General features: G+C 71.7%; 18 protein-coding genes. 9 read left to right on the top strand and 9 right to left on the bottom strand.

Annotated features, from left to right (window positions below; translation table 11 throughout):
* Positions 1 to 19: 19 nt before the first annotated feature.
* Together ACOKM3_RS28620 and ACOKM3_RS28615 are read left to right on the top strand one after the other, a co-directional pair.
* On the top strand, positions 20 to 1,297 hold the full coding sequence (locus ACOKM3_RS28620; RefSeq protein WP_426903894.1) for a sensor histidine kinase: 1,278 nt from the start codon (positions 20 to 22) through the stop codon (positions 1,295 to 1,297).
* A 47-nt stretch (positions 1,298 to 1,344) separates the two neighbouring features.
* Positions 1,345 to 1,977, top strand: coding sequence for a response regulator transcription factor (locus tag ACOKM3_RS28615; RefSeq protein ID WP_426906919.1), 633 nt, complete (start codon positions 1,345 to 1,347; stop codon positions 1,975 to 1,977).
* Positions 1,978 to 2,017: 40 nt separating this feature from the next.
* Here ACOKM3_RS28615 and ACOKM3_RS28610 read toward each other — a convergent pair whose 3' ends face one another.
* The 7 genes from ACOKM3_RS28610 to ACOKM3_RS28580 all read right to left on the bottom strand — a co-directional run bounded on the left by ACOKM3_RS28610 (position 2,018) and on the right by ACOKM3_RS28580 (position 12,728).
* Positions 2,018 to 3,514, bottom strand: a complete 1,497-nt coding sequence (locus tag ACOKM3_RS28610; protein WP_426903893.1) for a DHA2 family efflux MFS transporter permease subunit — start codon at positions 3,512 to 3,514, stop codon at positions 2,018 to 2,020.
* Positions 3,515 to 3,637: 123 nt separating this feature from the next.
* Complete coding sequence (locus ACOKM3_RS28605) at positions 3,638 to 4,828, bottom strand: lipid-transfer protein (RefSeq protein ID WP_426903892.1); 1,191 nt, start codon at positions 4,826 to 4,828, stop codon at positions 3,638 to 3,640.
* Positions 4,829 to 4,913: 85 nt separating this feature from the next.
* On the bottom strand, positions 4,914 to 6,098 hold the full coding sequence (locus ACOKM3_RS28600) for a CaiB/BaiF CoA transferase family protein (RefSeq protein ID WP_426903891.1): 1,185 nt from the start codon (positions 6,096 to 6,098) through the stop codon (positions 4,914 to 4,916).
* A complete protein-coding gene (locus ACOKM3_RS28595; RefSeq protein WP_426903890.1) occupies positions 6,091 to 7,743 on the bottom strand; it encodes an acyl-CoA dehydrogenase family protein in 1,653 nt (550 codons plus the stop codon). The genes ACOKM3_RS28600 and ACOKM3_RS28595 overlap by 8 nt, the downstream gene beginning before the upstream one ends.
* A gap of 111 nt (positions 7,744 to 7,854) precedes the next feature.
* Positions 7,855 to 9,252: an MFS transporter gene (locus ACOKM3_RS28590; RefSeq protein WP_426903889.1), complete on the bottom strand. Its 1,398-nt coding sequence runs from the start codon at positions 9,250 to 9,252 to the stop codon at positions 7,855 to 7,857.
* Between the two features lie 154 nt (positions 9,253 to 9,406).
* A complete protein-coding gene (locus ACOKM3_RS28585; protein ID WP_426903888.1) occupies positions 9,407 to 10,330 on the bottom strand; it encodes a LysR substrate-binding domain-containing protein in 924 nt (307 codons plus the stop codon).
* Positions 10,331 to 10,526: 196 nt separating this feature from the next.
* A complete protein-coding gene (locus tag ACOKM3_RS28580; RefSeq protein ID WP_426903887.1) occupies positions 10,527 to 12,728 on the bottom strand; it encodes an acyl-CoA dehydrogenase in 2,202 nt (733 codons plus the stop codon).
* Between the two features lie 291 nt (positions 12,729 to 13,019).
* Here ACOKM3_RS28580 and ACOKM3_RS28575 point away from each other — a divergent pair, with 291 nt between their 5' ends.
* On the top strand, positions 13,020 to 14,753 hold the full coding sequence (locus ACOKM3_RS28575) for an MFS transporter (protein WP_426903886.1): 1,734 nt from the start codon (positions 13,020 to 13,022) through the stop codon (positions 14,751 to 14,753).
* Positions 14,754 to 14,861: 108 nt separating this feature from the next.
* Here ACOKM3_RS28575 and pepE read toward each other — a convergent pair whose 3' ends face one another.
* Both pepE and ACOKM3_RS28565 read right to left on the bottom strand, forming a co-directional pair.
* Complete coding sequence (gene pepE, locus ACOKM3_RS28570; RefSeq protein WP_426903885.1) at positions 14,862 to 15,587, bottom strand: dipeptidase PepE; 726 nt, start codon at positions 15,585 to 15,587, stop codon at positions 14,862 to 14,864.
* A 69-nt stretch (positions 15,588 to 15,656) separates the two neighbouring features.
* Positions 15,657 to 16,478 carry an IclR family transcriptional regulator gene (locus ACOKM3_RS28565; protein WP_426903884.1) on the bottom strand — a complete coding sequence of 274 codons (822 nt, stop codon included), beginning with the start codon at positions 16,476 to 16,478 and terminating at the stop codon, positions 15,657 to 15,659.
* 151 nt (positions 16,479 to 16,629) lie between these two features.
* Here ACOKM3_RS28565 and ACOKM3_RS28560 point away from each other — a divergent pair, with 151 nt between their 5' ends.
* From ACOKM3_RS28560 to ACOKM3_RS28535, 6 genes are all read left to right on the top strand, one after another.
* A complete protein-coding gene (locus ACOKM3_RS28560; RefSeq protein ID WP_426903883.1) occupies positions 16,630 to 17,589 on the top strand; it encodes a DUF1177 domain-containing protein in 960 nt (319 codons plus the stop codon).
* 4 nt (positions 17,590 to 17,593) lie between these two features.
* Positions 17,594 to 18,955, top strand: a complete 1,362-nt coding sequence (locus ACOKM3_RS28555) for a cytosine permease (RefSeq protein ID WP_426903882.1) — start codon at positions 17,594 to 17,596, stop codon at positions 18,953 to 18,955.
* Positions 18,952 to 20,271, top strand: a complete 1,320-nt coding sequence (locus tag ACOKM3_RS28550) for a M20/M25/M40 family metallo-hydrolase (protein WP_426903881.1) — start codon at positions 18,952 to 18,954, stop codon at positions 20,269 to 20,271. The genes ACOKM3_RS28555 and ACOKM3_RS28550 overlap by 4 nt, the downstream gene beginning before the upstream one ends.
* Before the next feature lie 113 nt (positions 20,272 to 20,384).
* The gene (locus ACOKM3_RS28545) at positions 20,385 to 21,050 is read left to right on the top strand and encodes a class I SAM-dependent methyltransferase (RefSeq protein WP_426903880.1); all 666 of its coding nucleotides are present in this window, start codon (positions 20,385 to 20,387) and stop codon (positions 21,048 to 21,050) included.
* A gap of 22 nt (positions 21,051 to 21,072) precedes the next feature.
* Positions 21,073 to 22,113: an N-acetylmuramoyl-L-alanine amidase gene (locus tag ACOKM3_RS28540; protein WP_426903879.1), complete on the top strand. Its 1,041-nt coding sequence runs from the start codon at positions 21,073 to 21,075 to the stop codon at positions 22,111 to 22,113.
* 128 nt (positions 22,114 to 22,241) lie between these two features.
* A complete protein-coding gene (locus tag ACOKM3_RS28535; RefSeq protein ID WP_426903878.1) occupies positions 22,242 to 23,123 on the top strand; it encodes a hypothetical protein in 882 nt (293 codons plus the stop codon).
* The last annotated feature ends 4 nt before the right edge of the window (positions 23,124 to 23,127 follow it).

The raw sequence follows: 23,127 nt of genomic DNA, 5'->3' as shown, positions 1-23,127 counted from the left end.
GCAACGGAGAAGGATCGACATGACGTGGTGGCGACGGTTCACCGGGCAGGTGCGGGCGGGGCTCGCGGCGCGCGACGCGTGGAAGGCGAACCGCGACGAGTGGAAGGCCGAGTACAAGCGCACCAAGGCGCAGCGCAAGGCGTGCGGCGAGCAGCACTGGCCCGGTGAGCACCTCGGCGGCCCCCGGATGAGCGGGTTCACGCTGCTGCCGTGGCTGCTGCTCGGGATGGGCGCGTTCTCCAACCTGGTCCAGGGCGACACCCCGAACCCGTGGATCGGCGGCATCGGCCTGCTCGTCTTCAACTCGCTCTACATCGGCGTGGTGTTCCGCTCGTTCGACCCGGCCAGGCGGGACTCCCGCGCGACCCGTGTGGCCCTGCTCGTGATGACGGCGGTGACCTGCACGCTGTCGCTGCTGTACGGCGGGAGCTGGGTGGCGTTCTTCCCGCTGCTCGGCCTCGCGACGGGCGCGGCGGTACGCGGGCGGAACCTCGGGAAGATCGGCATCGCGCTCGCCGTGCTCGGCGGCGCCATCGCCGGCGCGAAGGACCCGAGCACCGGGGCGAGCATCGGCTACGGCACGTTCCTGTCCACGATGGTGACGGCGGCGATCCTGTCGCTCTCCGAGACCGTACGGGAACTGCGCGCGGCCCGCGAGGAGTTGGCGCGCAACGCGGTGGCCGAGGAGCGGCTGCGCTTCTCCCGCGACCTGCACGATCTGCTGGGTCACACCCTGTCGGTGATCGTCGTGAAGTCGGAGGCAGCGCGACGGCTCGCGCCCCGCAGCATCGACGCCGCCCTGGAACAGGTCGGCGACATCGAGGCGGTCGGCCGGCAGGCGCTCACGGAGATCCGCGAGGCCGTCACCGGCTACCGCGAGGGCAGCCTCGCCCTGGAACTGGACCGGGCCCGCTCCGCCCTCTCCGCCGCCTCCATCGAACCCGTCGTACGGCAGTCGGGCCCGCCCCTCTCGGCACGCACGGAGGCCCTGCTGGGCTGGGTGGTGCGGGAGGCCGTGACCAATGCGGTCCGCCACAGCGCGGCCACGACCTGCACGATCGCCGTCCAGGGCACGGACGAGCGGGTCCGGCTGCGGATCACCGACAACGGTGCGGGCCCCGCCCCCACCACCACCCCCGGCTCCGGCCTCAAGGGCCTGACCGAACGCCTCGCCGCGGCGGGCGGCTCCCTGGAAGCGGGCGAGGGGCCCGGCGGTGGCGGCTTCGAGGTACGGGCCGAGCTGCCCACCGGCGACCGGGACACGGTGACCGGCGGCGCGCTGACCGCGCCCGCGTGAGCGCGCCCGGCGGCCCCGCTCCCCGTACCCTCTGCACCGTGACCGAGATGCCGCAGGACCACCGCCCGGCCAAGTGCATCCGCGTGCTGCTCGCGGAGGACCAGGGGATGATGCGGGGCGCGCTCGCGCTGCTGCTCGGGCTCGAGGCCGACCTGGAGGTCGTCGCGCAGGTCGGCACCGGTGACGTCATCGTCGACGCGGCGCTCACCCACCGCCCCGACGTCGCCCTCCTCGACATCGAACTGCCCGGCGGCAACGGCCTCGACGCCGCGGCCGAACTGCGCGACCAGGTGCCGGACTGCCGGGTGCTGATCCTGACCACGTTCGGCCGGCCCGGATATCTGCGCCGCGCCATGGAGGCGGGGGCCGCGGGGTTCCTCGTCAAGGACGGCCCGGTCGAGGAGCTCGCGGAGGCGATCCGCAAGGTGCTGCGCGGCGAGACGGTCGTCGATCCGGCGCTTGCCGCGGCGGCGCTGGGCGCCGGGCCGAATCCGTTGACCGCGCGGGAGGCGGACGCGTTGCGGGCGGCGGCGGACGGGGCGACCGTCTCCGACATCGCCGGGGAGCTTCATCTGTCGGAGTCGACCGTGCGCAATTACCTGTCGGCGGCGATCGGGAAGACGGGGGCGCGGAATCGGACGGAGGCGTTGCGGACGGCGTCCGAGAACGGGTGGCTGTAACGGGGTTACGGCCTCGGGGCTCCGCCCCGGACCCCGCTGCTCAATCGCCGCAGGGGCTTGATTTACCGGAACCGCTCGACGTTGCAGCGGCACTTGATTTGCCCAGCCCACCCAGCAGCAGCACGCCCACCGCCACCACCAATATTGCCGCCCCCGTGGCGAACGCCCCCGCGTAGCCGCGGGTGAGTGCGGCGGGGTCCACCGAACCCGCGGCGCGACTCGTCGCCACGGTCGACAGGATCGCCAGGCCGAGCGAACCGCCCAGCGTCCGCGACGTGTTGACCAGGCCGGAGACGAGGCCCGCGTCGCCCGGCGCGGCGCCGGATGTCGCCAGCGACGCCAGCGGGGTCATCGCGCACCCCGCCCCCGCCATCATCACGATTCCGGGCAGCATGATGGTCGTGACGTACCCACCGTCCGCGCTCATCGTCGACTGCCACAGGAACCCGGCCGCGGTCACGAGCACGCCCGCCGTCGCCACGTTCCGCGCGCCGTAGCGGGGCATGAGGCGCGGCGCGAACTTCGAGCCCAGGACCACCGCGAGGGAGCTCGGCACCAGCGCGAGCCCCGCCTCGATCGGCGTGTAGCCGAGCACGTTCTGCGCGTACAGCGTCATGAAGAACCACATGGCGAACGAGCCCATGCCGCACACGAACATCGCCGCGTTCGCGACCGCCACCGACCGCACCTTGAACAGGCCGAGGGGCATCAGCGGCACCCTCGTACGCGCCTCCACCACCAGGAACGCGACGATCAGCAGCAGCGCGACCCCCAACGGCACCAGCGTCGCCGCATCGCCCCAGCCCTGCTCCTCCGTCTGCACGATGCCGTACGCGAGGACCGCCGTGCCCGCCGTCACGAGCACCGCGCCGGGCAGGTCGAGCCGGCGCTCGCCGCCCGCGCGGGACTCCCGGATCCAGCGGGCCGCCGCCGCGAGGACGACCGCGCCCAGCGGAACGTTGATCAGGAGCACCCAGCGCCAGTCGAGCCCCTCCGTGAGGACACCGCCGACGAGCCCGCCGGCCGCGCCGCCGCCCGCCCCGACGGCGGTCCACGTCGCGATGGCCCGCGCCCGCGCCGCCCCTTCGGGAACGGCCGACGTGAGGATCGTCAACGTAGAGGGAGCCAGAACCGCCGCGCCGAGGCCCTGCACCGCGCGCGCCGCAAGAAGCTGCCAGCCCTCCTGCGCGAGCCCGCCCGCGAGCGACGCGAGCGTGAACAGGCCGAGCCCCACCAGGAACATCCTCTTGCGGCCGAAGAGATCGCCCGCCCGGCCGCCGAGCAGCATGAACCCGGCGAACGCGATCGAGTACGCGTTCACCACCCACTGCAGTCCGCTCGCGCTGAGCCCGAGGTCGGCGCGCATCGACGGCAGCGCCACGTTCACCACGGACACATCGAGGACGACGAGGAACTGCCCGGCGCAGGCAACGGCCACCACCAGCCAGGCGGGCGGAACACCGGCCGCCCGGCCACGGGAACGTATCGCGTCGTCGGAGGCCGCTTCGGAAGCGGCGTCGGGGGGAGTCTGGGCCATGCGTGTCATGGTCTCAGCCGCCCGACACCCCGTACATCCGGATTTCGCCGCAGCCGCCGTGGGCCGCCGGGCATAGGTCTCTGGACCTACGCCCCCATAACGCCTGCTCCGAACCCGTAGGCCTCACCCGCGTCGCAGCATCGTCACCACCGCCGCGCCGCCGAGCCCGATGTTGTGCGCGAGGCCGACCCGCGCGCCCGCCACCTGCCGAGCGCCCGCCTCGCCCCTCAGCTGCCAGGTCAGCTCGGCCGCCTGGGCGATGCCGGTCGCGCCCAGCGGGTGTCCCTTGGAGATGAGGCCGCCGGAGGGGTTCACCACCCACTTCCCGCCGTACGTCGTGGCGCCCGACTCGACGAGCTTGCCGGACTCGCCCTCCGCGCACATGCCGAGCGCCTCGTACGTGAGCAGTTCGTTGACGGAGAAGCAGTCGTGCAGCTCGACGACGTCCACGTCCTCGATGCCGAGCCCGGACGTCTCGTAGACCTGCCGTCCCGCCTCCCGCGACATGGGCTGTCCGACGACGTCGATGCAGGATCCGGACGCGAAGGACTCCTCCGTGTCCGTCGTCATCGACTGGGCCGCGATCTCGACCGCCTTGTCGCCCAACCCCCGTTCCTCCACGAAGCGTTCGGAGACCACGACAGCCGCTGCCGCGCCGTCCGAGGTCGGTGAACACTGGAGCTTCGTCAGCGGCATGTGGATGGTCTTGGCCGCGAGGATCTCGTCGACCGTGTACGCGTCCTGGAACTGGGCGTACGGGTTGTTCACCGAGTGGCGGTGGTTCTTGGCGCCCACCGCCGCCAGCTGTGCCTCGGTCGTGCCGTACCGCTCCATGTGCTCGCGCGCGGCGTCGCCGAAGATCTGGGCGGTGGGCGGGGACATCTCGAAGCCGTGACGGGCCGCCATGATGCCGTAGTGGCGGGCGACGGGTGACGTCTTGAAGTCGCCGCCGTCCGCTCCCCCGCCCAGCGCGCCGCGCTGCATCTTCTCGAAACCGAGCGCGAGCACGCAGTCGCTGATCCCGCCCTCGACGAACTGCCGCGCCATCATCAGCGCGGTCGAGCCCGTCGCACAGTTGTTGTTGACGTTGTAGACGGGGATGCCGGTCAACCCCAGCTCATATGCGGCCCGTTGGCCTGCCGTGGAGGCCTGGAAGCAGTAGCCGACGGGGGCCTGTTGGACGTCCGCGTACGCGACGCCGGCGTCCGCGAGCGCCGCCGTTCCCGCCTCCTTCACCATGTCCCAGTACTGCCAGTCCCGGGACTCGGGCTTCTCGAACTTGGTCATGCCGACGCCGACGATGTACGACTTCATGGCTGCGGGCCCTCCTGCCGTTGCCTGACGCTTTAGCTGACGATGCGTCAGATAGTGGCAGGAGGGGCGGCTCGACGGAAGAGGCTCAGGCCTTCAGCAGCCGGTCGATCTCCGCCTCCCCGTAACCGAGTTCGGCCAGCACCTCCCTGCTGTGCTGCCCCAGCGTCGGCGGCGCGGAGCGCACCGCCGGGCGGGCGCCGCGGAACGTGACGGGGAACGCGACCTGCCGCAACGGCCCCACGTCCGGGTGGTCGACCTTCCGCACCATGTCGAGGGCCGCCGTCTGCGGGCAGTCGTAGACCTCGTCGAGGGTGCGGATGGCCGTGACGGGCACGCCGAGCGGCTTGAGCAGGTCGACCCAGTGGGCCACCGACCCGTCGACGAGGACCGACTCCAGCTTGGCGTTCAGGGCCGTACGGTTCGCCACCCGGTCCCGGTTGCTCGCGAAGCGCTCGTCGTCCGCCCACTCCGGGTGGCCGAGGGCAGTCACGAGGCGCCGGAAGAGCGCGTCGTTGCCGACCGCGATCACGAAGTGCCCGTCGGCGGCCCGGTACGCCTGGTACGGGACGAGGCTGGGGTGCCCCGAGCCGAGGCGCCCCGGCCGCTCGCCCGTCGCGAAGTAGCCCGTGGCCCAGTTGATGTGCAGGGCGAGTTGGGACTCGTAGAGGGAGGTCGTGACGTACTGGCCGCGGCCCGTGCGCTCGCGTTCGACGAGGGCCGCGTTCACGCCGATGAGGCCGAAGAGGGCGGCGCCGAGGTCACCCATCGCGTAACCGGCCTTGACCGGGGGCCCGTCCGGCTCACCGGTCAGCGACATCAGTCCGGCGGACGCCTGCGCCACCATGTCGTAGCCGGGTTCGTCGCGCAGCGGCCCGGTGTCGCCGAAGGCGGAGATGTGCAGGATGACCAGGCGCGGGTAGCGCTCGCTCAGCTCGCGGTAGTCGAAGAGGCGGGCGAGCGAGGAGCCGGGGCGGAAGTTCTCCACCATGACGTCGGCGTCGGCGAGCATCCGGTGCACGGCCTCCTGCCCCGCCTCCGACTTGAGGTCGAGGGCGACCGAGCGCTTGTTGCGGTTGGCCGCCAAGTAGTAGGTGGCGTCGGGTCCGTTGAAGGGCGGGCCCCAGGAGCGGGTGGGGTCGCCGCCCTCGGGGTGCTCGACCTTGATGACGTCGGCGCCGAGGTCGGCGAGGGACATGGTGACGTACGGGCCCGCGAGGATCTTCGAGAGGTCGACGACCTTCATACCGGTCAGCGGCGTGTGCTCAGGCACGGCGGGTCTCCTGGAGGTCGGCGAGCGGGATCTGTCCACCGTCGGCCAGCGCGGCGAAGTGGTCCAGGGCGGTGCGGGGCAGCGCGGCAGGGTCGTCGGCGAGCGCCGTGTACGCGCGGGCGACGAGGAGGGCGCGGCCGTCACCGCTCGTACGGGCCTCGTGGTCGGCCTGGTCGTACAGGAGGGTCTCCATGACGGCGCGGGTGAGCTCGTCGGCGTACCGCCCGACCCTCATCTCCTGCTCGTCCTGCGGGAGTTGGACGATTTCATCTCCCTTCTTGCGCAGCGTCTCCCAGCGGTCGGCGGTGGCGGGGCGGTCGCCGTAGGTGTCGGCGAGGGTGTTGTGGGCGCTCTGGCGGCGCATGCAGCGCAGGACGTCGAGGGCGATGACGTTCGACGAGCCCTCCCAGATGGAGCCGAGGTGGGCGTCGCGGACGAGGCGGGGGTTGACCCAGTCCTCGATGTAGCCGTTGCCGCCGCGGATCTCCATGGCCTCGCCGGTGACGGTGCGGGCGCGCTTGCACAGGGTGTGCTTGGCGAGGGGGGTGAGGACGCGGACGAGCGCGCGGGCCCCCGCGTCCCCCTCGTCGGAGGCGGTGAGGCGGGCCGCGGCTTCCAGCACCAGGTGCAGGGCGGCCTCCGTGTCGAGGATCATCGGCAGCAGCGTGGCCCGCATCAGCGGCTGGTCGAAGAGGGGCTTGCCGAAGACCTCGCGTACGCGGGTGTGGTCGACGGACTCGCGGACGGCGCGGCGCATCAGGGCGGTGGCGCGCATGGCGTTGGAGAGGCGGGAGACGTTGAGCATCTCTGCCATCTGCCGGAATCCGTTGGTGAGTTGACCGACGGGCGTCGCGTACGCCTCGTCCAGTGTCACCTCGCCGCTGGCGATGGAGCGCGACCCCAGCTTGTCCTTGAGCCGGTCGATGCGGATGGCGTTGCGCGTGCCGTCGGGTCGCAGGCGCGGCACGAGGAACATGCCGAGGCCGCGCGTCCCCTCCCCCTGCCCGGGGACGCGGGCGAGGGTGAGGACGACATCGGCGGACGGGTTGGAGGCGAACCACTTCTTGCCGGTGAGGATCCAGTGGTCGCCGCGGTCGGTGGCGAGGGTCTCCGTCAGGCCTACGTCCGTTCCGCCCTGCTTCTCCGTCATGAACATCGCGCCGGTGGCCCGGAGTTCGGGGTCGGTGGAGGAGAGCGCGGCGATCTCGTCGGCGTACCTCTCGGGGTCGAAGAGGCGCAGGATGCGGGCGGCGGAGTCCGTCATGGACAGCGGGCAGGCCATGCCGAACTCGGACTGTACGTAGAGGTAGGACAGGGCGTACTTGACGGTGTGCGGGACCTTGGTGGGCCAGCCGAGGACGCCGGGCCTGTGGGACATCGCGGCGAGGCCGAAGCGTTCGTAGGCGATGGCCGCGGCCTTGTCGTGGGCGGGGTGGAAGTCGACCTCGTCGATCCGGGTGCCGTCGGGGGCGTACTGGACGAGCCGCGGCGGGTTGGCGTCGGCGAGGGCGGCCTGGCGGTCGAGCTCGCCGGCGGCAAGTTCACCGAGTTCGACGAGGAGCGGTTCGACCCGATCACGATCCGCGGCGGACAGCACGCGGTCGAGGGCGGGACGCAGGACGGGGTCACGGTCGGCGTAGTTCATGGAACCTCCAGGTCCAAGTCAGGCTCATGCGGCGATTGAGCAGCGGGGGTCGGGGCCAATCAAGCCCCTCCGGCGATTGAGGAGCGGGGCACGGGGCGGAGCCCCGATCTTTCAAGCCCCGCCGGCGCTTGAGGCGCGGGGTCCGGGGCGGAGCCCCGGGGCGTGGTCGGCGGAGGGCGCGCCCTCGCCCGTCCGGGCCAGCAGCGGCAGCACACCCGCCAAAGTGATCCCCGTGTAGCCGAGGCCGAGCGCCACGACCGGCCAGATCGAATCGAACGACGTGAGGAGGTACTGGGAGACGATCGGCGCCGTACCGGCGAAGAGCGTCGTACACAGCTGGTACGACAACGACATCCCGGTGTACCGGACCTCGACCGGGAAGACCCGCGCAAGGATCCCCGCAAGCGCCGCGTAGTACATCGCATGCGGGAACGTCGCGAGCCCCATCCCCAGCACCGCAAGCCAGAAGTTCCCCGTCCCCACCAGCACGAACATCACCGGCAGCACCACGAATTCAGGCAGCAGCATCCACAACACGGCCTTGCGCACAGGCCACTTGCTCGCCAGCACCGCACCGAAGGGCTGCACGATCACCTGCACCACGAGCGCGAGCGCGATGACGGTGAGGAACGTCGACCGGTCGAAGTCCAGGTCGGACGTGGCCCACGACAACGCGAACGTCGTCTTCACGTAGGTGATGGCGACACCGGCGGTCCCCGCGAGCACGCCCAGGAATACCAGCAGCGGATAGCGGCTCAGCACGGTCTTGATGGGCAGCTTGACCGGCTTGTTGCGGGCGAGCGCGGCCCGCATCTCGGGCGTCTCGGCAAGCTTCAGCCGAATGAACAGCCCGACAGCGACAAGCACCGCCGAGAACAGGAACGGCACCCGCCACCCCCACGACTCGAAGGCCGAGTCCGGGAGTTGGGCGATGCCGAGGAAGGCGAGCGTGGCGAGCAGATTACCGACCGGCGAGCCCTGCTGGGCGAACGCCCCGTACAGCAACTTCCGCTTGGGCGGCGCGTATTCGGTGGCGATGAGCACGGCGCCGCCCCACTCGCCGCCCATCGCGACGCCCTGGATCATCCGCAGCAGCACGAGCAGGATCGGCGCGGCGGCGCCTATCCGGTCGTATCCGGGCAGCAGCCCGACGCAGAAGGTGGCGCCGCCCATCATGGTGAGCGTGGTGATCAGGGCCTTCTTGCGGCCGTACTTGTCACCGAAGTGCCCGAAGATCAGGCCGCCGAGGGGGCGGGCGAGGAAGCCGACCCAGAACGTGGCGAAGGCGGCGAGCGTGCCGACGGCGGGCGAGGCGTCGGCGAAGAAGATCTTGCCGAGGACCAGCGCGGAGGCCGATCCGTAGATGTAGAAGTCGAACCACTCGATGGTGGTGCCGACGAACGCGGTGACCCCGGCACGGCGGGCGTCCTTGGCGAGAGCCGGGTCGGGGGCGGGCGCCGCAGGCTCGGCGGCGGGGACCTCGTTCGGGGCGGGGGCGTCGTGCTGCATGCGAGCGTCCTCTCGGTGCGGCGGGTCCCGCCCGTCCGGCGCGGACACCGCGGCCCGTGCACGCTCCGTCGCGAGACGTGGATCACTCTGCCCCCACGCATTAGGCGCTGTCCAAGACCAATTCCGGGTCCGATTGAGCTGCGATCGCGCGCAATCAGCTACCGGGCTCCGAGGCCGCCGGGGCGTCCTCCGGTGTCGGCAGCACCTCCTGCGCCACCCGCAGCACCGCCTGCAACGCCGCCGACGGGTTGCCGCTGCGCCAGCCGAGCGCGATCGGCAGGACCGGCACCTCGTCCCCGGCCAGCGGCCGGAACACCACATGTTCCAGGTGGATGTTGCGGGCCGACTCGACGACGACCGCGACGCCGACGCCCGCGCCGACCAGCGCCAGCATGTTGTACGAGTCCGGGGCCTCCTGCGCGATCCGGGGCGCGAACCCGGCGTCGTGGCACGCCTGCACCATGGCGTCCCGCACCGCCGACTCGCGGGAGAGCGGGAAGGTGACGATCGGCTCGTCGGCGAGCGCGCGCACGGGGACCTCGGCGCGGTCCGCGAGCGGGTGACTGTCGGGCAGGGCGAGGACGAGGCGCTCCATGCGGACGACGCGGGCGGTGATGCCGCGCCGCACCGGAAGCGCCACGAACCCGATGTCGAGCGTGCCGTCGGTGACCCGGCGCAGCGCCTCGCCGCTGTAGGTCTGCCCCTCCAACACGAGCTCGATCCCGGGCAGTTGAGACGTCACGGCCCGAGTGAGCAACGGCAACGCCGCATAACTACTGGCCCCGGCGAACCCCACCGAAACCCGCCCCACCTCCCCCAGATGCGCGGCCCGCACCGTCCTGCGCACGGCGGAGGCATCCGCGAGCAGCCTCCGAGCCGGCTCCACGAGCGCCTGGCCGGCGGGGGTGAGGCGGACGGTACGGGTGGTCCGGTCGAAGAGCTTCACGCCCAGGTCGCGCTCCAGCAGCTTGATCTGCTGGCTGAGCGGCGACTGGGCGATGTGCAGCCGCTCGGCGGCCCGCCCGAAGTGCAGCTCCTCCGCGACCGCCACGAACCCGGTGAGGTGTTTCAGTTCCACGGGGGTGACCTTACGGGTGCGGCTGCCGGGGGCAGGTGGTCCCCGTGCGCGCTCACACGTGGCTGGGCGCGCAGTTCCCCGCGCCCCTTCTGGCCCACCTTCCGCCTCGGCCAGCGGGCCCGGGGCGGTGCCCCGCATTTTCAGCCCCTGCGGCGATTGAGCAGCGGGGTGCAGGGGCGGAGCCCCGCCGGTTCCGCTAATCCCTCGGCAACCCCAGGATCCGCTCCGCCACCACGTTCAACTGCACCTGCGTCGTGCCCCCGGCAATGGTCAGGCACCGCGACAGCAGGAACCCGTGGAGAGCCCGCTCGCCCGGTCCCTCGCGGAGCGCACCCGCCGGGCCGAGGAGTTCGAGGGCCAGTTCCGCGACCTTCTGCTGGTGCGGCGTCTGCACCAGTTTCCGTACCGAGGCGCCGGCGCCGGGCTCCTCCCCCGCCACCTGGAGCATGGTCGTACGCAGTCCGATGCAGCCGAGCGCATGCGCCTCCGCCGCGAGGGCGCCGATGCGGGCCCGGTACGCCCCGTCGAGGTCGCCCGAGCGCCCGAGCAGCGCCTCCAGACCCGTGTCGAACGTCAACTGGTCGGCCATGTGCACCCGTTCGTTGCCGAGCGTGTGCCGGGCGACCCGCCAGCCGTCGTCGACCTCGCCGACCACCGCGTCGGCGGGCAGCACCACGTCGTCGAAGTAGACCTCGTTGAAGAGGGAGTCGCCGGTGATCTCGCGCAGCGGCCGGATGTCGATGCCCTCGGTGTTCTTCATGTCGAGGACGAAGTAGGTGAGGCCCTTGTGCTTGGGCGCGTCCGGATTGGTGCGGGCGAGCAGGATGCCGTGGTCCGCCCACTGCGCGGCGCTCGTCCACACCTTCTGCCCGTTGATCCGCCACCGCCCGTCGGGCATCCGCTCCGCCTTCGTACGCAGCGAGGCGAGGTCGGAGCCCGCGCCCGGCTCCGAGAACAGCTGGCACCACAGCGTCTCGCCGCGCAGGGTCGCCGGGAGGTGACGGTCGCGCTGCTCCTGGGTGCCGTACGAGATGAGGGAGGGCACGACCCACGTGGCGATGCCGAGGTCGCTGAGCTTCACCCCGGCCGCCTTCAACTCCTGCTGCACGGCGAGCTGTTGGACCGGCCCCGCGCCGAGTCCGTAAGGCGGCGGCAGGTGCGGCGCCGCGTACCCGGTGGGCGCGAGGGCCCGCCGCGCGGCCTTCGGGTCGAGCCCCCGCGCCCCCTCGATGACGCCCCGGGCCGCCTCCCGGTACCCGTCCGCCTCGGCGGGCAGCGCGAACCGCAGCTCACGGCGGACACCCGACTCCGCGAGCCGCACGGCGCGCAGCCGATGCGTGTCCCCCGCGCCGAGCAGCTGGCGGGCGACGACGGCTCTGCGCAGATAGAGGTGCGCGTCGTGCTCCCAGGTGAAGCCGATACCGCCGAGGACCTGGATGCAGTCCTTGGCGCAGGAGTACGCGGCGTCGAGCGCGGTCCCGGCGGCGAGCGCGGCGGCGAGCCCACGCACGTCCTCCCCGCAGTCCTCGTCCAACGCCCGCGCCGCGTCCCAGACCAGCGCCCCCGCCTGCTCCACCCGCACCAACATGTCCGCGCACAGGTGCTTCACGCCCTGGAACTGCCCGATCGGCCGCCCGAACTGCTCGCGCACCTTGGCGTGTTCGGCCGCGGCGTGCAGCGCCCAGACAGCGGTGCCACAGGCATCGGCGGCCAGCAGCACACCCGCCAGGTCGCGCACCAGCGTGCCGTCCACAGCGAGGACCCGGTCGGCGGGCACGACGGCGCCGGTCGCCGTCACCTCGGCGGTGGGCCGGGTGGGGTCGCCGCTCTCGTGCGCGCGCACGGTGAGGCCGGGGGTCTCGGCGTCGGCGGCGAACCACACCACGCCGTCGGCGCTCTCCGCCGCGAGGATCAGCAGGTCGGCGTCGGCGCCGGTGAGGACGGGTGGCGCGGCGCCGTCGAGCACGAGCCCGTCGGGTCCCGCGACGGCGCTGAGCCCGCCGGGCCCGAACGCGACCGCGCCGATCCGCTCCCCTTCGGCGAGAGCACGGGTGAGCGCGCGGGTGAGCTCGCGGGTGGGCCCGCGCCGCCCCGACCTGCGCAGCACTTCCGCAGCCAGCACACTGCCGACGAACGGCCCGGGCAGCGCCGCGCGCCCCGCCTCCTCCACGACCACCGCGAGATCGAGCAGGGTCCCGCCCCCGCCGCCGTACGACTCGGGGAGGTGCACCCCGAGGAGGCCCTGCCCGGCGAGACCGTCCCAGTAGGAGGGGCGGTGACCCGGGGCGGCCGGGGCGTCGAGCAGCTTGCGCACCTCGTCGGGCGGTACGGCGCGCGCGATCCAACCGCGCGCGGCGTCCGCGAGTTCCCGCTGTTCCTGCGTGATGGCGATGCCCATGCGGCGCACGGTAGAACACGTTCCAGTAGACCGGAAGACCAAATCTGACACCGAGTCAGAAACAAGCGTTCACCGAACGGCGACGTAATGAAGAGGTAAAGGATTCCGCTCGTACGACGACCGTCGGAATAGTCGCCCCAGCAGACCGGTTCGACATACACACAACCTGCCCGCACCACGACCGCACACCGATCGCACAACGCGCGCCCCGAACCTGGCGGCGCGCGTTCGCCGTCCTCAGTGACACGTCCCAGTATGTGGACCGAGACCGCCTTCCGGAGGCCTTCCTTCATGTCCCAGCCGACGACTCAAGCCCGCCCGTCAGGCGGCGTCGTCCCCGTCCTCGCCTTCGCCGGCATCACCGTGGCGGTCATGCAGACGCTGCTCGTGCCGGTGATCAAGGACCTGCCCGAGCTGCTGAGCACCGCCCCCTCCAACGCGACCTGGGTCATGACCTCGACCCTCCTCGCGGGCGCCGTCGCGACCCCCATCATGGGCCGCCTCGGCGATCTGGCCGGCAAGCGCCGGATGCTGCTCACCAGCCTCGCCATCATGGTGTTCGGCTCACTGGTCTGTGGCTTCACGGACAACCTGCTCGTCATGATCGTGGGCCGCGCGCTGCAGGGCTTCGCCATGGGCGCCATCCCGCTCGGCATCGGCCTGATGCGCGACATGCTGCCGCGCGAGAAGCTCGGCTCGGCGATGGCCCTGATGTCCTCCTCCATCGGCGTCGGCGGCGGGCTCGCCCTCCCGGTGGCCGCGCTCGTCGCCCAGCACGCCGACTGGCACGCGCTGTTCTTCGGCGCGGCGGGCCTCGGCGTCGTGGCCATGGCACTCACCCTCTTCTTCGTCCCGGAGAGCCCGCTGCGCGCCCAGGGGACGTTCGACGTCGCGGGGGCCATCGGCCTCACCGTCGGCCTCATCCTCTTCCTGCTACCCATCACCAAGGGCAGTGACTGGGGCTGGAGTTCGGGCACGACGCTCGGCCTGTTCGGCGCGGCGCTCGTCGTCCTCCTCGCCTGGGGCGCGATGGAGCTGCGCCTGAAGGCCCCGCTGGTCGACCTGCGCACGACGGCCCGCCGCGAGGTCCTGCTCACGAACCTCGCCTCAATCATGGTCGGCGTCGCCTTCTACGCGATCTCGCTCGTCCTGCCGCAGCTGCTCCAGCTCCCGAAGGAGACGGGCTACGGCCTCGGCCAGTCGATGGTCGTCGCGGGCCTGTGCGTGGCGCCGCTCGGCCTGACGATGATGCTGACGGCGCCGGTCTACGCCCGGCTCTCCGCCAAGTTCGGCCCGAAGGTCACCCTGCTCCTCGGCCTGCTGATCATCGCGATCGGCTACGGCGCGGGCCTCGGCCTGATGAGCGCCGCCTGGCAGACCATCATCATCTCGGTCCTGGTCGGCGCGGGCATCGGCCTCGCCTACTCCTCGCTCCCGGCCCTGATCATCGGCGCGGTGGACGCGTCCGAGACGGGCGCGGCCAACGGCCTCAACACCCTGATGCGCTCCATCGGTACGTCGGTGTCCTCCGCGGTCATCGGCATGGTGCTGGCCAACACGGCGAACAACGTCGGCGGCGTCGCCGTCCCGACGATGCACGGCTTCCGCGTCTCCTTCCTCATCGCCACGGGCGCGGTCGCGGTCGGCGTACTGCTCGCCTTCGGCCTGCCGGGCCGCCGCAAGCCGACGGTCCAGCTGCGCGCCAGCAGCGAGGAGGACGCGATCCTGGAGCGCGTGGAGGAGGCCCTCGCCGCCCAGTTCCACGGCCGCGTCCTCGACCCGGAGGGCCTGCCGGTGCCCCGTGCCAAGGTCACCCTGATCGACCGCCGCGGCCGCCAGGCGGGCTCGGCCCTCACGGACACGGACGGCGAGTTCGCCCTCGACGTCCCGACGGGCGGCTCCTACGTCCTCGCCACCACGGCCTCCGGCCACGCCCCGCGCGCCTCGGCCGTCACCCACCACGGCGAGAACCGCCCGGTGCGGGTGGAACTGGCACTGGAGTCGCTCGCCGAGACGGTCCGGTAGGCGGCAGTCGGTAGTCGGGTCTGCGGGAGGCCCTGTACGCAGGAGGCGCGGCACGCTTGAGCGTGCCGCGCCTCCTGCGTTTCTTGTCCCCGGAATCTCGTAGGGCCGTCAGCTCCCCACGTCGAACTTCGCCTCCGCACCCAGCAGTTCGGACACGTCCGACCCCGCCGCCAGCTCCTCCGGAGCGGCCCCCCGCCGGAACAGCCGCGCCGCATACGCGCCCTCCACGGACGCACGCGCACCCGCGACCCGCAGCCACGAGCCCTCCCGCAGCCCGAGCACCGGCACGTCGTTCTCCTCGAGGAACTCCGTGAGGCGCTGCTCGCGGGTCTCGCCCTTGTGGGTGGAGGACGGGTCCGGGTCCAGGTAGTGCGGGTTGATCTGGAACGGGACCAGGCCCAGCGTCTCGAAGGACGGGGGCTGCACGATGGGCATGTCGTTGGTCGTACGGAGGGTGGGCGCGGCCATGTTGGTGCCGGCGCTCGCGCCCATGTACGGCAGGCCCGCGCGGACCGCCTTCGTCACCGCGTCCCGCAGCCCGGTGCGGTACAGCGCGCTCAGCAGCCGGAACGAGTTGCCACCGCCGATGAACACCGCGTCCGCCGCCGCCAGTTGGGCCAGCGGGTCGCCGCCCTCGTGGACGCCGTGCACCTCGATCCCCGCACCCTCCAGCGCGCCGCGCACCTTCGCCGTGTACGCGTCGTGGTCCGCGAGCGCGTACGGCACGAACGCGAGGCGGGCGTTCGGCGGCAGGAAGCCGGTCACGGTGTCGAGGGCGTGCTCCAGGTACCCCTGGCCGTGCTGGGTGGAGTTGGAGAGCAGCAGAAGGTTCACGACGGGGTCGCTCCGATCAACGTAATCAACAAGCTGTGCATGACGTAATCAACAGGCTGTGCACAAAGGTCAGTTGGCGGCGGCACGGCCGCGGCGCGTGCGCTGGGGCGGATGCGTGAGCCTGCGCTCAAGGAGGTGCGCCGCCTTGCGCAGCGCGTCGAGGCGGTCCTCCGGTCCGTCCGGGAAGCTCTCCTTCGCGCCTCCGAGGCTGAGGCTCCCGTACGGCTCGCGGCCGAGGAAGACGGGCACGGCGACCGTGCCGATCCCGGCGTCGTACTCGCCGACCGTCCACGCGTAGCCCTGGGCGCGGACCTGGAGGAACTCCCGCTCCAGCTCGTCCGCGTCGGTCACCGTGCGCTCGGTGAAGCGGGCCATGGGGCGGCCGCGGAACAGCCGGTGGCGCTGGTCGTCGGGCAGGAACGCGTAGTACGACTTGCTCGTCGCGCCCGCGTGCGCCGGGTACAGCTCGCCGACCAGCGGGTAGTAGCGCAGCGGCCCCGACTCCCCCTCGACCGCCGCGACGCAGCGCATGTGGAAGCTGTCGGGCAGGCAGAACAGGACCGTGTCGCCGGTCGCCGCCCGCAGCTCCTCCAACACCGGCCCCGCCAGCAGCTCCAGCGAGCCCGAGCGCTCCCACAGCCGGCCGAGCCGCAGCACCGCGGGCCCGATCCGGTAGCGCCGCGTCACCGGGTCCGAGACCAGGAAGCCGCGCCCCGCCAGCGTGGAGAGCAGCCGCTGCGCGACCGAGGTGTCCCAGCCGAACTCGGCGGCGACCTCCGTCACGCCCCAGTCGGGCCGCGTCCGCTCGAACGCGAGCAGCACGAGGAGGGCCCGGTCGACGGTCTGAAGCGCGCCGGCCGGGGTCTTCCGGTCGAGCGGGATCTCCGGCACGCCATCTCACCATCCAGACCTGCATTGCAAATAACGGGAAATACTTGCGGACAACGCTATCCGATCCGGAATCTGCTGTCAGTACCGGTGGAAACCGCGACCGGACGCAGCGCGGTGAGCGCGCCGCAGTGAGCAGTGAGAGGGACCCCGCATGTTGAAGTACGTCCTCGATGTCGTCGATCTGCTGGACGACCCCGACGCCGACGGCAAGCGCGCCGTCGCGTATCTCGACTCGGTCGCGGGCCCGGAGGGCTCGGGCGCCGAGATCACCACCGTCGAAGGCGAGCGCGGCTCCACCGACTTCGTCCTCGTCCGCATCCCGGGCGCCAAGGGCCGCGCCGGCGGCGGCGACGCCCGCACCCTCGGCGTCGTCGGCCGCCTCGGCGGGGTCGGCGCCCGGCCCGAGATGACCGGCCTGGTCTCCGACGCGGACGGCGCCGCCGCCGCGCTCGCCACCGCAGCGAAGCTCCTCGACATGCGCCGCCGCGGCGACGTACTCGACGGGGACGTGGTGATCGCCACGCACATCTGCCCGGACGCGCCGACCGCCCCGCACGACCCGGTCCCGTTCATGGACTCGCCCGTCGACATCGCCACGATGAACCGCCACGAGGTGACCGCCGACATGGAGGCCGTGCTCTCCATCGACACCACCAAGGGCAACCGCGTCATCAACCACAAGGGCCTCGCCCTGTCCCCCACAGTCAAGGAGGGGTGGGTGCTGCGCGTGAGCGAGGAGCTGGGCGAACTGCTGGCCGTCGTCACCGGTGAGCCGTTGGTCACTTATCCGGTGACAACGCAGGACATAACGCCATACGGTAACGGCGTCCACCACATCAACTCGATCCTCCAGCCGGCCACCGCGACCCCCGCCCCGGTCGTCGGCCTCGCGGTCACCTCGGCCGCCGCGGTCCCCGGCTGCCAGACCGGTGCCAGCCACGAGACCGACATCGCGGCCGCGGCCCGGTTCGCCGTCGAGGCCGCGAAGGCGTACGGCGGCGGGCGCCTCGACTTCCACGACGCCGAGGAGTTCGACGCCCTCGTGAGCCGCTACGGCCCGCTCACCCACCTCCAGACCCTCGGCAACGCAAACGCACCTACGGAGTCGTGACGCCATGGCCACCACCAAGAAGAGCGTGGGCAGCGACGACTACGCGCTGTCCAGAGTCCCTAAGGACAAGCGGCTCGGTTTCTGGACGATGCTGCTCCAGTGGCTCGCCCAGTCCGGCTCCATCTCGCAGTTCACCCTGGGCGCCACGATCGGCGTCGGCATGACCTTCGGGGACGCCTTCCTCGCCTTCACGCTCGGCGCGGTCATCCTCGAAGTCGTCATCTTCCTGATCGGCATGGCGGGCATGCGCGAGGGCCTCGCGACGCCGCTCCTGACCCGCTGGGTCGGCTTCGGCCGCAACGGTTCGGCGCTGGTCAGTTTCATCATCGCGGTCAGCCTCGTCGGCTGGTTCGGCGTCCAGAACACGATCTTCGGCGACAGTGTCTCGTCACTGGTCGGCGGCCCGTCGTGGCTGTGGTGCATCGTCGCGGGCCTCGCCATCACGGTCCTGGTGATCTTCGGCTTCCGCTACATGGCGGTCATGGCGAAGATCGTGACCCCGCTCTTCTTCGCGATGGTCGCCTGGTCGGTGATCGACGCCCTCAGCGCGCACTCGGTCGGCGACCTCATCAGCTCCCCGCCGCCCGGCCAGGCCATCCCGCTCTCGGTCGCCGCGACCGCCATCGCGGGCGGCTACATGACCGGCGCGATCGTCTCCCCGGAGATGACCCGCTACAACAAGAAGGGCGCGCACGTCTTTCTCCAGTCGGCGTCCTCGATGATCCTCTCCGAGTACATCGTCGGCCTGACCGGCGTCCTCCTCGGCCACATGGTCAAGAGCGACCAGGTCTCGCAGATCGTGCTCTCCACGTCCGGCGTCTTCGGCGTCCTCGTCGTCCTGATGTCCACCGCGAAGATCAACGACTGGAACCTGTACGGCTCCTCGCTCGGCGTCGTCAACTTCTTCCAGGTCGTCTTCAAGAAGCGCCTGCACCGCGGCGCCGTCACGATCGCCCTCGGCGTCGCGGGAACGGCCCTCTCCGCGGTCGGGATCATGACCCACTTCACCGAGTTCCTCTCGGTCCTCGGCGTGGCCATCCCGCCCATCGGCGGCATCGTCGTCGCCGAGTACTGGGTGGTCCGCAAGATGCGCAAGCCGCTCGACGAGACCCGCGAGGCCGGCACCCTCCCCGCCACCTCCCCCACCTGGGTCCCCGCGTCCCTGGTCATCTGGGCCGTCGCCTTCTGCGTCGGCAAGTTCTACGACGGCGGCATCCCGGCCCTGAACTCCCTGGCCACCGCGTTCGTCCTCTACGCCGTGCTCGGGCTGCTCGGCTGGATCAGGACGTACGGCACCACGACCCTGGCCGACGACGAGGAAAGCCACCCCGCCGCGGCCGAGCACACCCCCGTAGGAGCGGCATGACCACCCCGGCCACCCTTGCCTCAGACGACGCCCAGCGCGAAGTAGTCGAACTCTGCGCCGAGTTGATCCGCTTCGACACCTCCAACCCGACCAGCGACGAGCGGGCCTGCGCCCGCTGGGTCGAGGACAAGCTGGCCGAGGTCGGCATCAAGTCCGAGTTCGTCGAGAGCGCCCCGGGCCGCTCCAGCGTCATCGCCCGCATCGAGGGCGCCGACCGCACCCGCGGCGCGCTCCTCGTCCACGGCCACCTCGATGTCGTCCCCGCCGACGCCACCGAATGGCAGGTCCCGCCCTTCTCCGGCGAGATCCGCGACGGCTACCTCTGGGGCCGCGGCGCGATCGACATGAAGGACACGGTGGCCGTCATGCTGGCCACCGCCCGCCACTTCGCGCGTACGGGTACGAAGCCGTCCCGCGACCTGGTCCTCGCGTTCCTCGCCGACGAGGAGGCGGGCGGCAAGTTCGGCGCGCACTGGCTCGTCGAACACCGACCCGACCTCTTCGAGGGTGTGACGGAGGCCATCGGCGAGGGCGGCGGATTCTCGTACGCCCTCGACGACACCCGCCGCCTCTACCCGATCGAGAACGCCCAGCGCGGCATGGCGTGGATGGAACTGACGTCGACGGGCCGGGCCGGCCACGGTTCCTCGCCCAACGCCGAGAACGCGGTCACGGACCTCTCCGAGTCCCTCACCCGCATCGGCCGCCACACGTTCCCCATCCACCTCATCGAACCGGTACGCGCCCTGCTCCAGAAGGCCGCGGACCTCCAGGGCGTGGAGATCGACTTCGAGGCCGAGGACCTGGACACGGAACTCGCCAAGCTCGGTCATGTGGCGGACTTCATGCAGGTGGTGCTCCGCAACTCCGCGAACCCCACCATGTTCACGGCCGGTTACCAGACCAACGTGATCCCCGGAAAGGCGACGGCCCGCGTCGACGCCCGCTTCCTCCCCGGCCACGAGCAGCAACTCCTCGACGCCGTCGACGCGTTGCTCCTCCCCTCCGTCTCCCGCGAGTGGGTCAACCACGACATCGCGATGGAGACGACCTTCGACGGCCCGCTCGTCGACGCCATGTGCGACGCCGTCCGCGCCGAGGACCCGGACGGCCACCCCGTCCCGTACTGCAACCCGGGCGGCACCGACGCCAAGGCCTTCACCCACCTCGGCATCCGCTGCTTCGGCTTCAAGGGCCTGAAGCTCCCGGCCGACCTGGATTACGGGCGTCTGTTCCACGGCGTGGACGAGCGGGTGCCGTTGGAGGGGCTGCGGTTCGGGGTGCGGGTGATGGTGCGGCTTTGGCAGGCGTGCTGAGGGCCTCGCCGGGTGGGACTGTGACGTGTAAGGGCGGCGGGTCCGTCATCACACGTCACAGTCCCCTCCCCCCTCCGCCCTCCGCCCCGCCCGCGTAGGGCAAAGTGATCAGCATGAGCATCACAAGCCGCAGCCATACCCCCTCCCCGGAGATCCTCGCCGCCTTCGAGGCGGCCAAGGGCTTCATGCCCATGGACGAAGGGCTCGCGCTGTACGGCGCCGCCGTCGACGCCGGGGCGCTCGGGCTGCCGCTGCTGGAGGTCGGGACGTACTGCGGCCGCTCCACCATCCTGCTCGCGGACGCCGCACGCGCGGCCGGCGTGAGCGCGCTCACCGTCGACCACCACCGCGGCAGCGAGGAGCAGCAGCCGGGCTGGGACTTCCACGACCCGGAGACCGTGGACCCGGAGGTGGGGCTCATGGACACCCTCCCCACGTTCCGGCGCACGCTGCACGCGGCGGGCCTCGAGGACCACGTGGTCGCGCTCGTCGGGAAGTCGCCGCGGGTCGCGAAGGCCTGGGGCGGGCCGCTCGGGCTCGTCTTCATCGACGGCGGGCACACCGACGAGCACGCGAACGCCGACTACGAGGGCTGGGCCCCGCACGTCGCCGACGGCGGCTACCTCGTCATCCACGACGTCTTCCCCGTGAAGCACGACGAGTGGACGGGGCAGGCGCCGTACCGCGTGTACCAGCGGGCACTCGCGTCCGGGGCGTTCACCGAGGTCTCGGAGTGCGACTCGCTGCGCGTCCTGCGTCGAAGTGGCGCAGGGATCTGAGCCCACGGTTAAGGTCAGCAACGTGTCGTATGTAGGTCCGGAACCCGATGGCTTCGATCCCGATGGGTGGGACGGCGGTGGCGGGGCGCCACGCCGCCGCTTCGGCGGGCGTCCCGTGCTCGTCGCCTTCGCCGCGCTGGTGCCGACGGCGCTCGCGGCGTGGCTGGTGTGGCAGGTGGTGAGCGGGCCGGGTGAGAGCGAGCCGCCGAAGGTGATGCCCGCGCCCGGCCAGTCCTCGCCCGTCTCGCCCTCGCAGGACGAGACGGGCGAGAAGGACGGGAAGGCCTCGGCGAGTCCGGCGCGGTCGAAGTCCGAGGAGGACTCCGCCTCGCCTTCCGAGTCGAAGTCGAAGGCCTCCAAGGACCCCGCCAGGCCCGCCGGCGGCTCCGGTCCCCTCAGGGGCAAGATCGTGGTCATCGACCCCGGCCACAATCCGGGCAACTTCCAGCACACCACCGAGATCAACCGGTCCGTGAACGTCGGCAACGGCTCCAAGGAGTGCGACACCACGGGTACGTCGACGAACGCGGGCTACACCGAGGCCCGGTTCACGCTGGACGTGGCGAAGCGCATGCGGACGGTCCTCGAACGGCAGGGCGCGACCGTTCAATTGACCCAGAACGGGAACCGCGCCTGGGGCCCCTGCGTCGACGAGCGCGCCGAGATCGGCAACACCGCGAAGGCCGACGCCGTCGTCTCCGTCCACGCGGACGGCTCGGGCGAGGGCAACCGCGGCTTCCATGTGATCCTTCCCGCATCCGTGCGCGCGGGAGCCGCCGACACCACCCCGATCGTGAAGCCCTCGCGCGACCTCGGCGAGCGGATCGCGGGCCGCTACGTGAAGGCGACGGGCCAGGCCCCGTCGAACTACGTCGGTGGTGGCACGGGCCTCGACACCCGCAGTGACCTGGGAGGACTCAACCTTTCCAAGGTTCCGAAGGTCTTCATCGAGTGTGGCAACATGCGGGACTCGCAGGACGTCGAGCGACTCACCTCGGGCGCCTGGCGGCAGAAGGCGGCGCAGGGCATCTCTGAGGGAATCATGAGTTTCCTCGGCGGGTAACTGTCACCCTATGGATCTCGGCAGACACTCCCCGGACCCGGGCGATAGTGTCCTCCGTACGATGTGGGGCCACCCCTGCGCTATGCGCCGCCTCCACCGATGACCGGACGACTGACGAAGGACTTGAAGTGAATATCCGCTCCCTCACTCGAGGCGACGGCGTGGTGATCGGAGCAGCGGTATTGCTGTTGATCGCCTCGTTCCTCGATATCTACTCCGCCGACGGGGCGCCCGACAGCGTCGAGTTCCCGAATGCCTGGGAGAGCGGCCCGCTTCTCATGAGCGTGGTGCTCGCGGGCGTCATCGGCGCCGTGCTCATCGTGCTCAGCCGCGGTACGGCGCAGCCTCGTAAGGTCGCGGGGATCGACCTCGGCCAGTTCGGCATCGCGGCCACGGTGCTGGCGGCGTGGGCGGCGCTCGGCAACGTCTTCGACCCGGCGGGTGGCGCCAACAACGTCAGCACCGGCCTCAGCTCCGGATCCGGCTCCGACGGTCCGGACGCCGGGATCGGCCTGATCCTGGCCCTCGTCGCCACCCTCATCATGGCCGCCGCCGCGATCGCGACGCCGCTGGTCCCGGCCCTGAAGGGTGCCCTCCTCGGCGCCCCGCGTCCGCAGCAGCCGCAGCCGTACGGCGGCCAGCCGCAGCAGGGCTACGGTTACCCGGGCGCCCAGCAGCAGCCCGGCGGCCCCGGCCAGCACCAGCCCTATGGCGCGCAGCAGCCCGGCCCGGGCCAGCAGCAGCCGTACGGCGGCCAGCCGCAGCAGGGCGGCGCCCCGGCGCCGCAGGCCGCCGCGCAGCCGCCCGCCGCGGACTTCTCGCCGTTCTGGTTCGCCGTGCCGGTGCCGCGCCCACTCTTCGCCGAGGACGGCTCGCAGGCGCAGATCGCGGAACTGGCGCCCGGTACCTGGTACTTGGCGGTCGAGCAGCGGGGCCCCGGCCTCGTCGCCCAGACCCAGGACGGCCGCCGCGGCGTGCTCCAGGACACCTCGGGGATCCAGCGCGGCTGACCCC

It is taken from the genome of Streptomyces nidicola, from assembly GCF_050106155.1.
Taxonomy (GTDB): Bacteria; Actinomycetota; Actinomycetes; order Streptomycetales; family Streptomycetaceae; genus Streptomyces.
This window is presented reverse-complemented; position numbering and strand designations above follow the sequence as displayed.

Excerpts from the sequence above, each read along its gene's own strand:
- ACOKM3_RS28620 (WP_426903894.1), top strand. The coding sequence starts at position 20 with ATGACGTGGTGGCGACGGTTCACCGGGCAGGTGCGGGCGGGGCTCGCG.
- ACOKM3_RS28615 (WP_426906919.1), top strand. The coding sequence starts at position 1,345 with ATGCCGCAGGACCACCGCCCGGCCAAGTGCATCCGCGTGCTGCTCGCG.
- ACOKM3_RS28610 (WP_426903893.1), bottom strand. The coding sequence starts at position 3,514 with ATGGCCCAGACTCCCCCCGACGCCGCTTCCGAAGCGGCCTCCGACGAC.
- ACOKM3_RS28605 (WP_426903892.1), bottom strand. The coding sequence starts at position 4,828 with ATGAAGTCGTACATCGTCGGCGTCGGCATGACCAAGTTCGAGAAGCCC.
- ACOKM3_RS28595 (WP_426903890.1), bottom strand. The coding sequence starts at position 7,743 with ATGAACTACGCCGACCGTGACCCCGTCCTGCGTCCCGCCCTCGACCGC.
- ACOKM3_RS28590 (WP_426903889.1), bottom strand. The coding sequence starts at position 9,252 with ATGCAGCACGACGCCCCCGCCCCGAACGAGGTCCCCGCCGCCGAGCCT.
- ACOKM3_RS28580 (WP_426903887.1), bottom strand. The coding sequence starts at position 12,728 with ATGGGCATCGCCATCACGCAGGAACAGCGGGAACTCGCGGACGCCGCG.
- ACOKM3_RS28575 (WP_426903886.1), top strand. The coding sequence starts at position 13,020 with ATGTCCCAGCCGACGACTCAAGCCCGCCCGTCAGGCGGCGTCGTCCCC.
- ACOKM3_RS28560 (WP_426903883.1), top strand. The coding sequence starts at position 16,630 with ATGTTGAAGTACGTCCTCGATGTCGTCGATCTGCTGGACGACCCCGAC.
- ACOKM3_RS28555 (WP_426903882.1), top strand. The coding sequence starts at position 17,594 with ATGGCCACCACCAAGAAGAGCGTGGGCAGCGACGACTACGCGCTGTCC.
- ACOKM3_RS28550 (WP_426903881.1), top strand. The coding sequence starts at position 18,952 with ATGACCACCCCGGCCACCCTTGCCTCAGACGACGCCCAGCGCGAAGTA.
- ACOKM3_RS28545 (WP_426903880.1), top strand. The coding sequence starts at position 20,385 with ATGAGCATCACAAGCCGCAGCCATACCCCCTCCCCGGAGATCCTCGCC.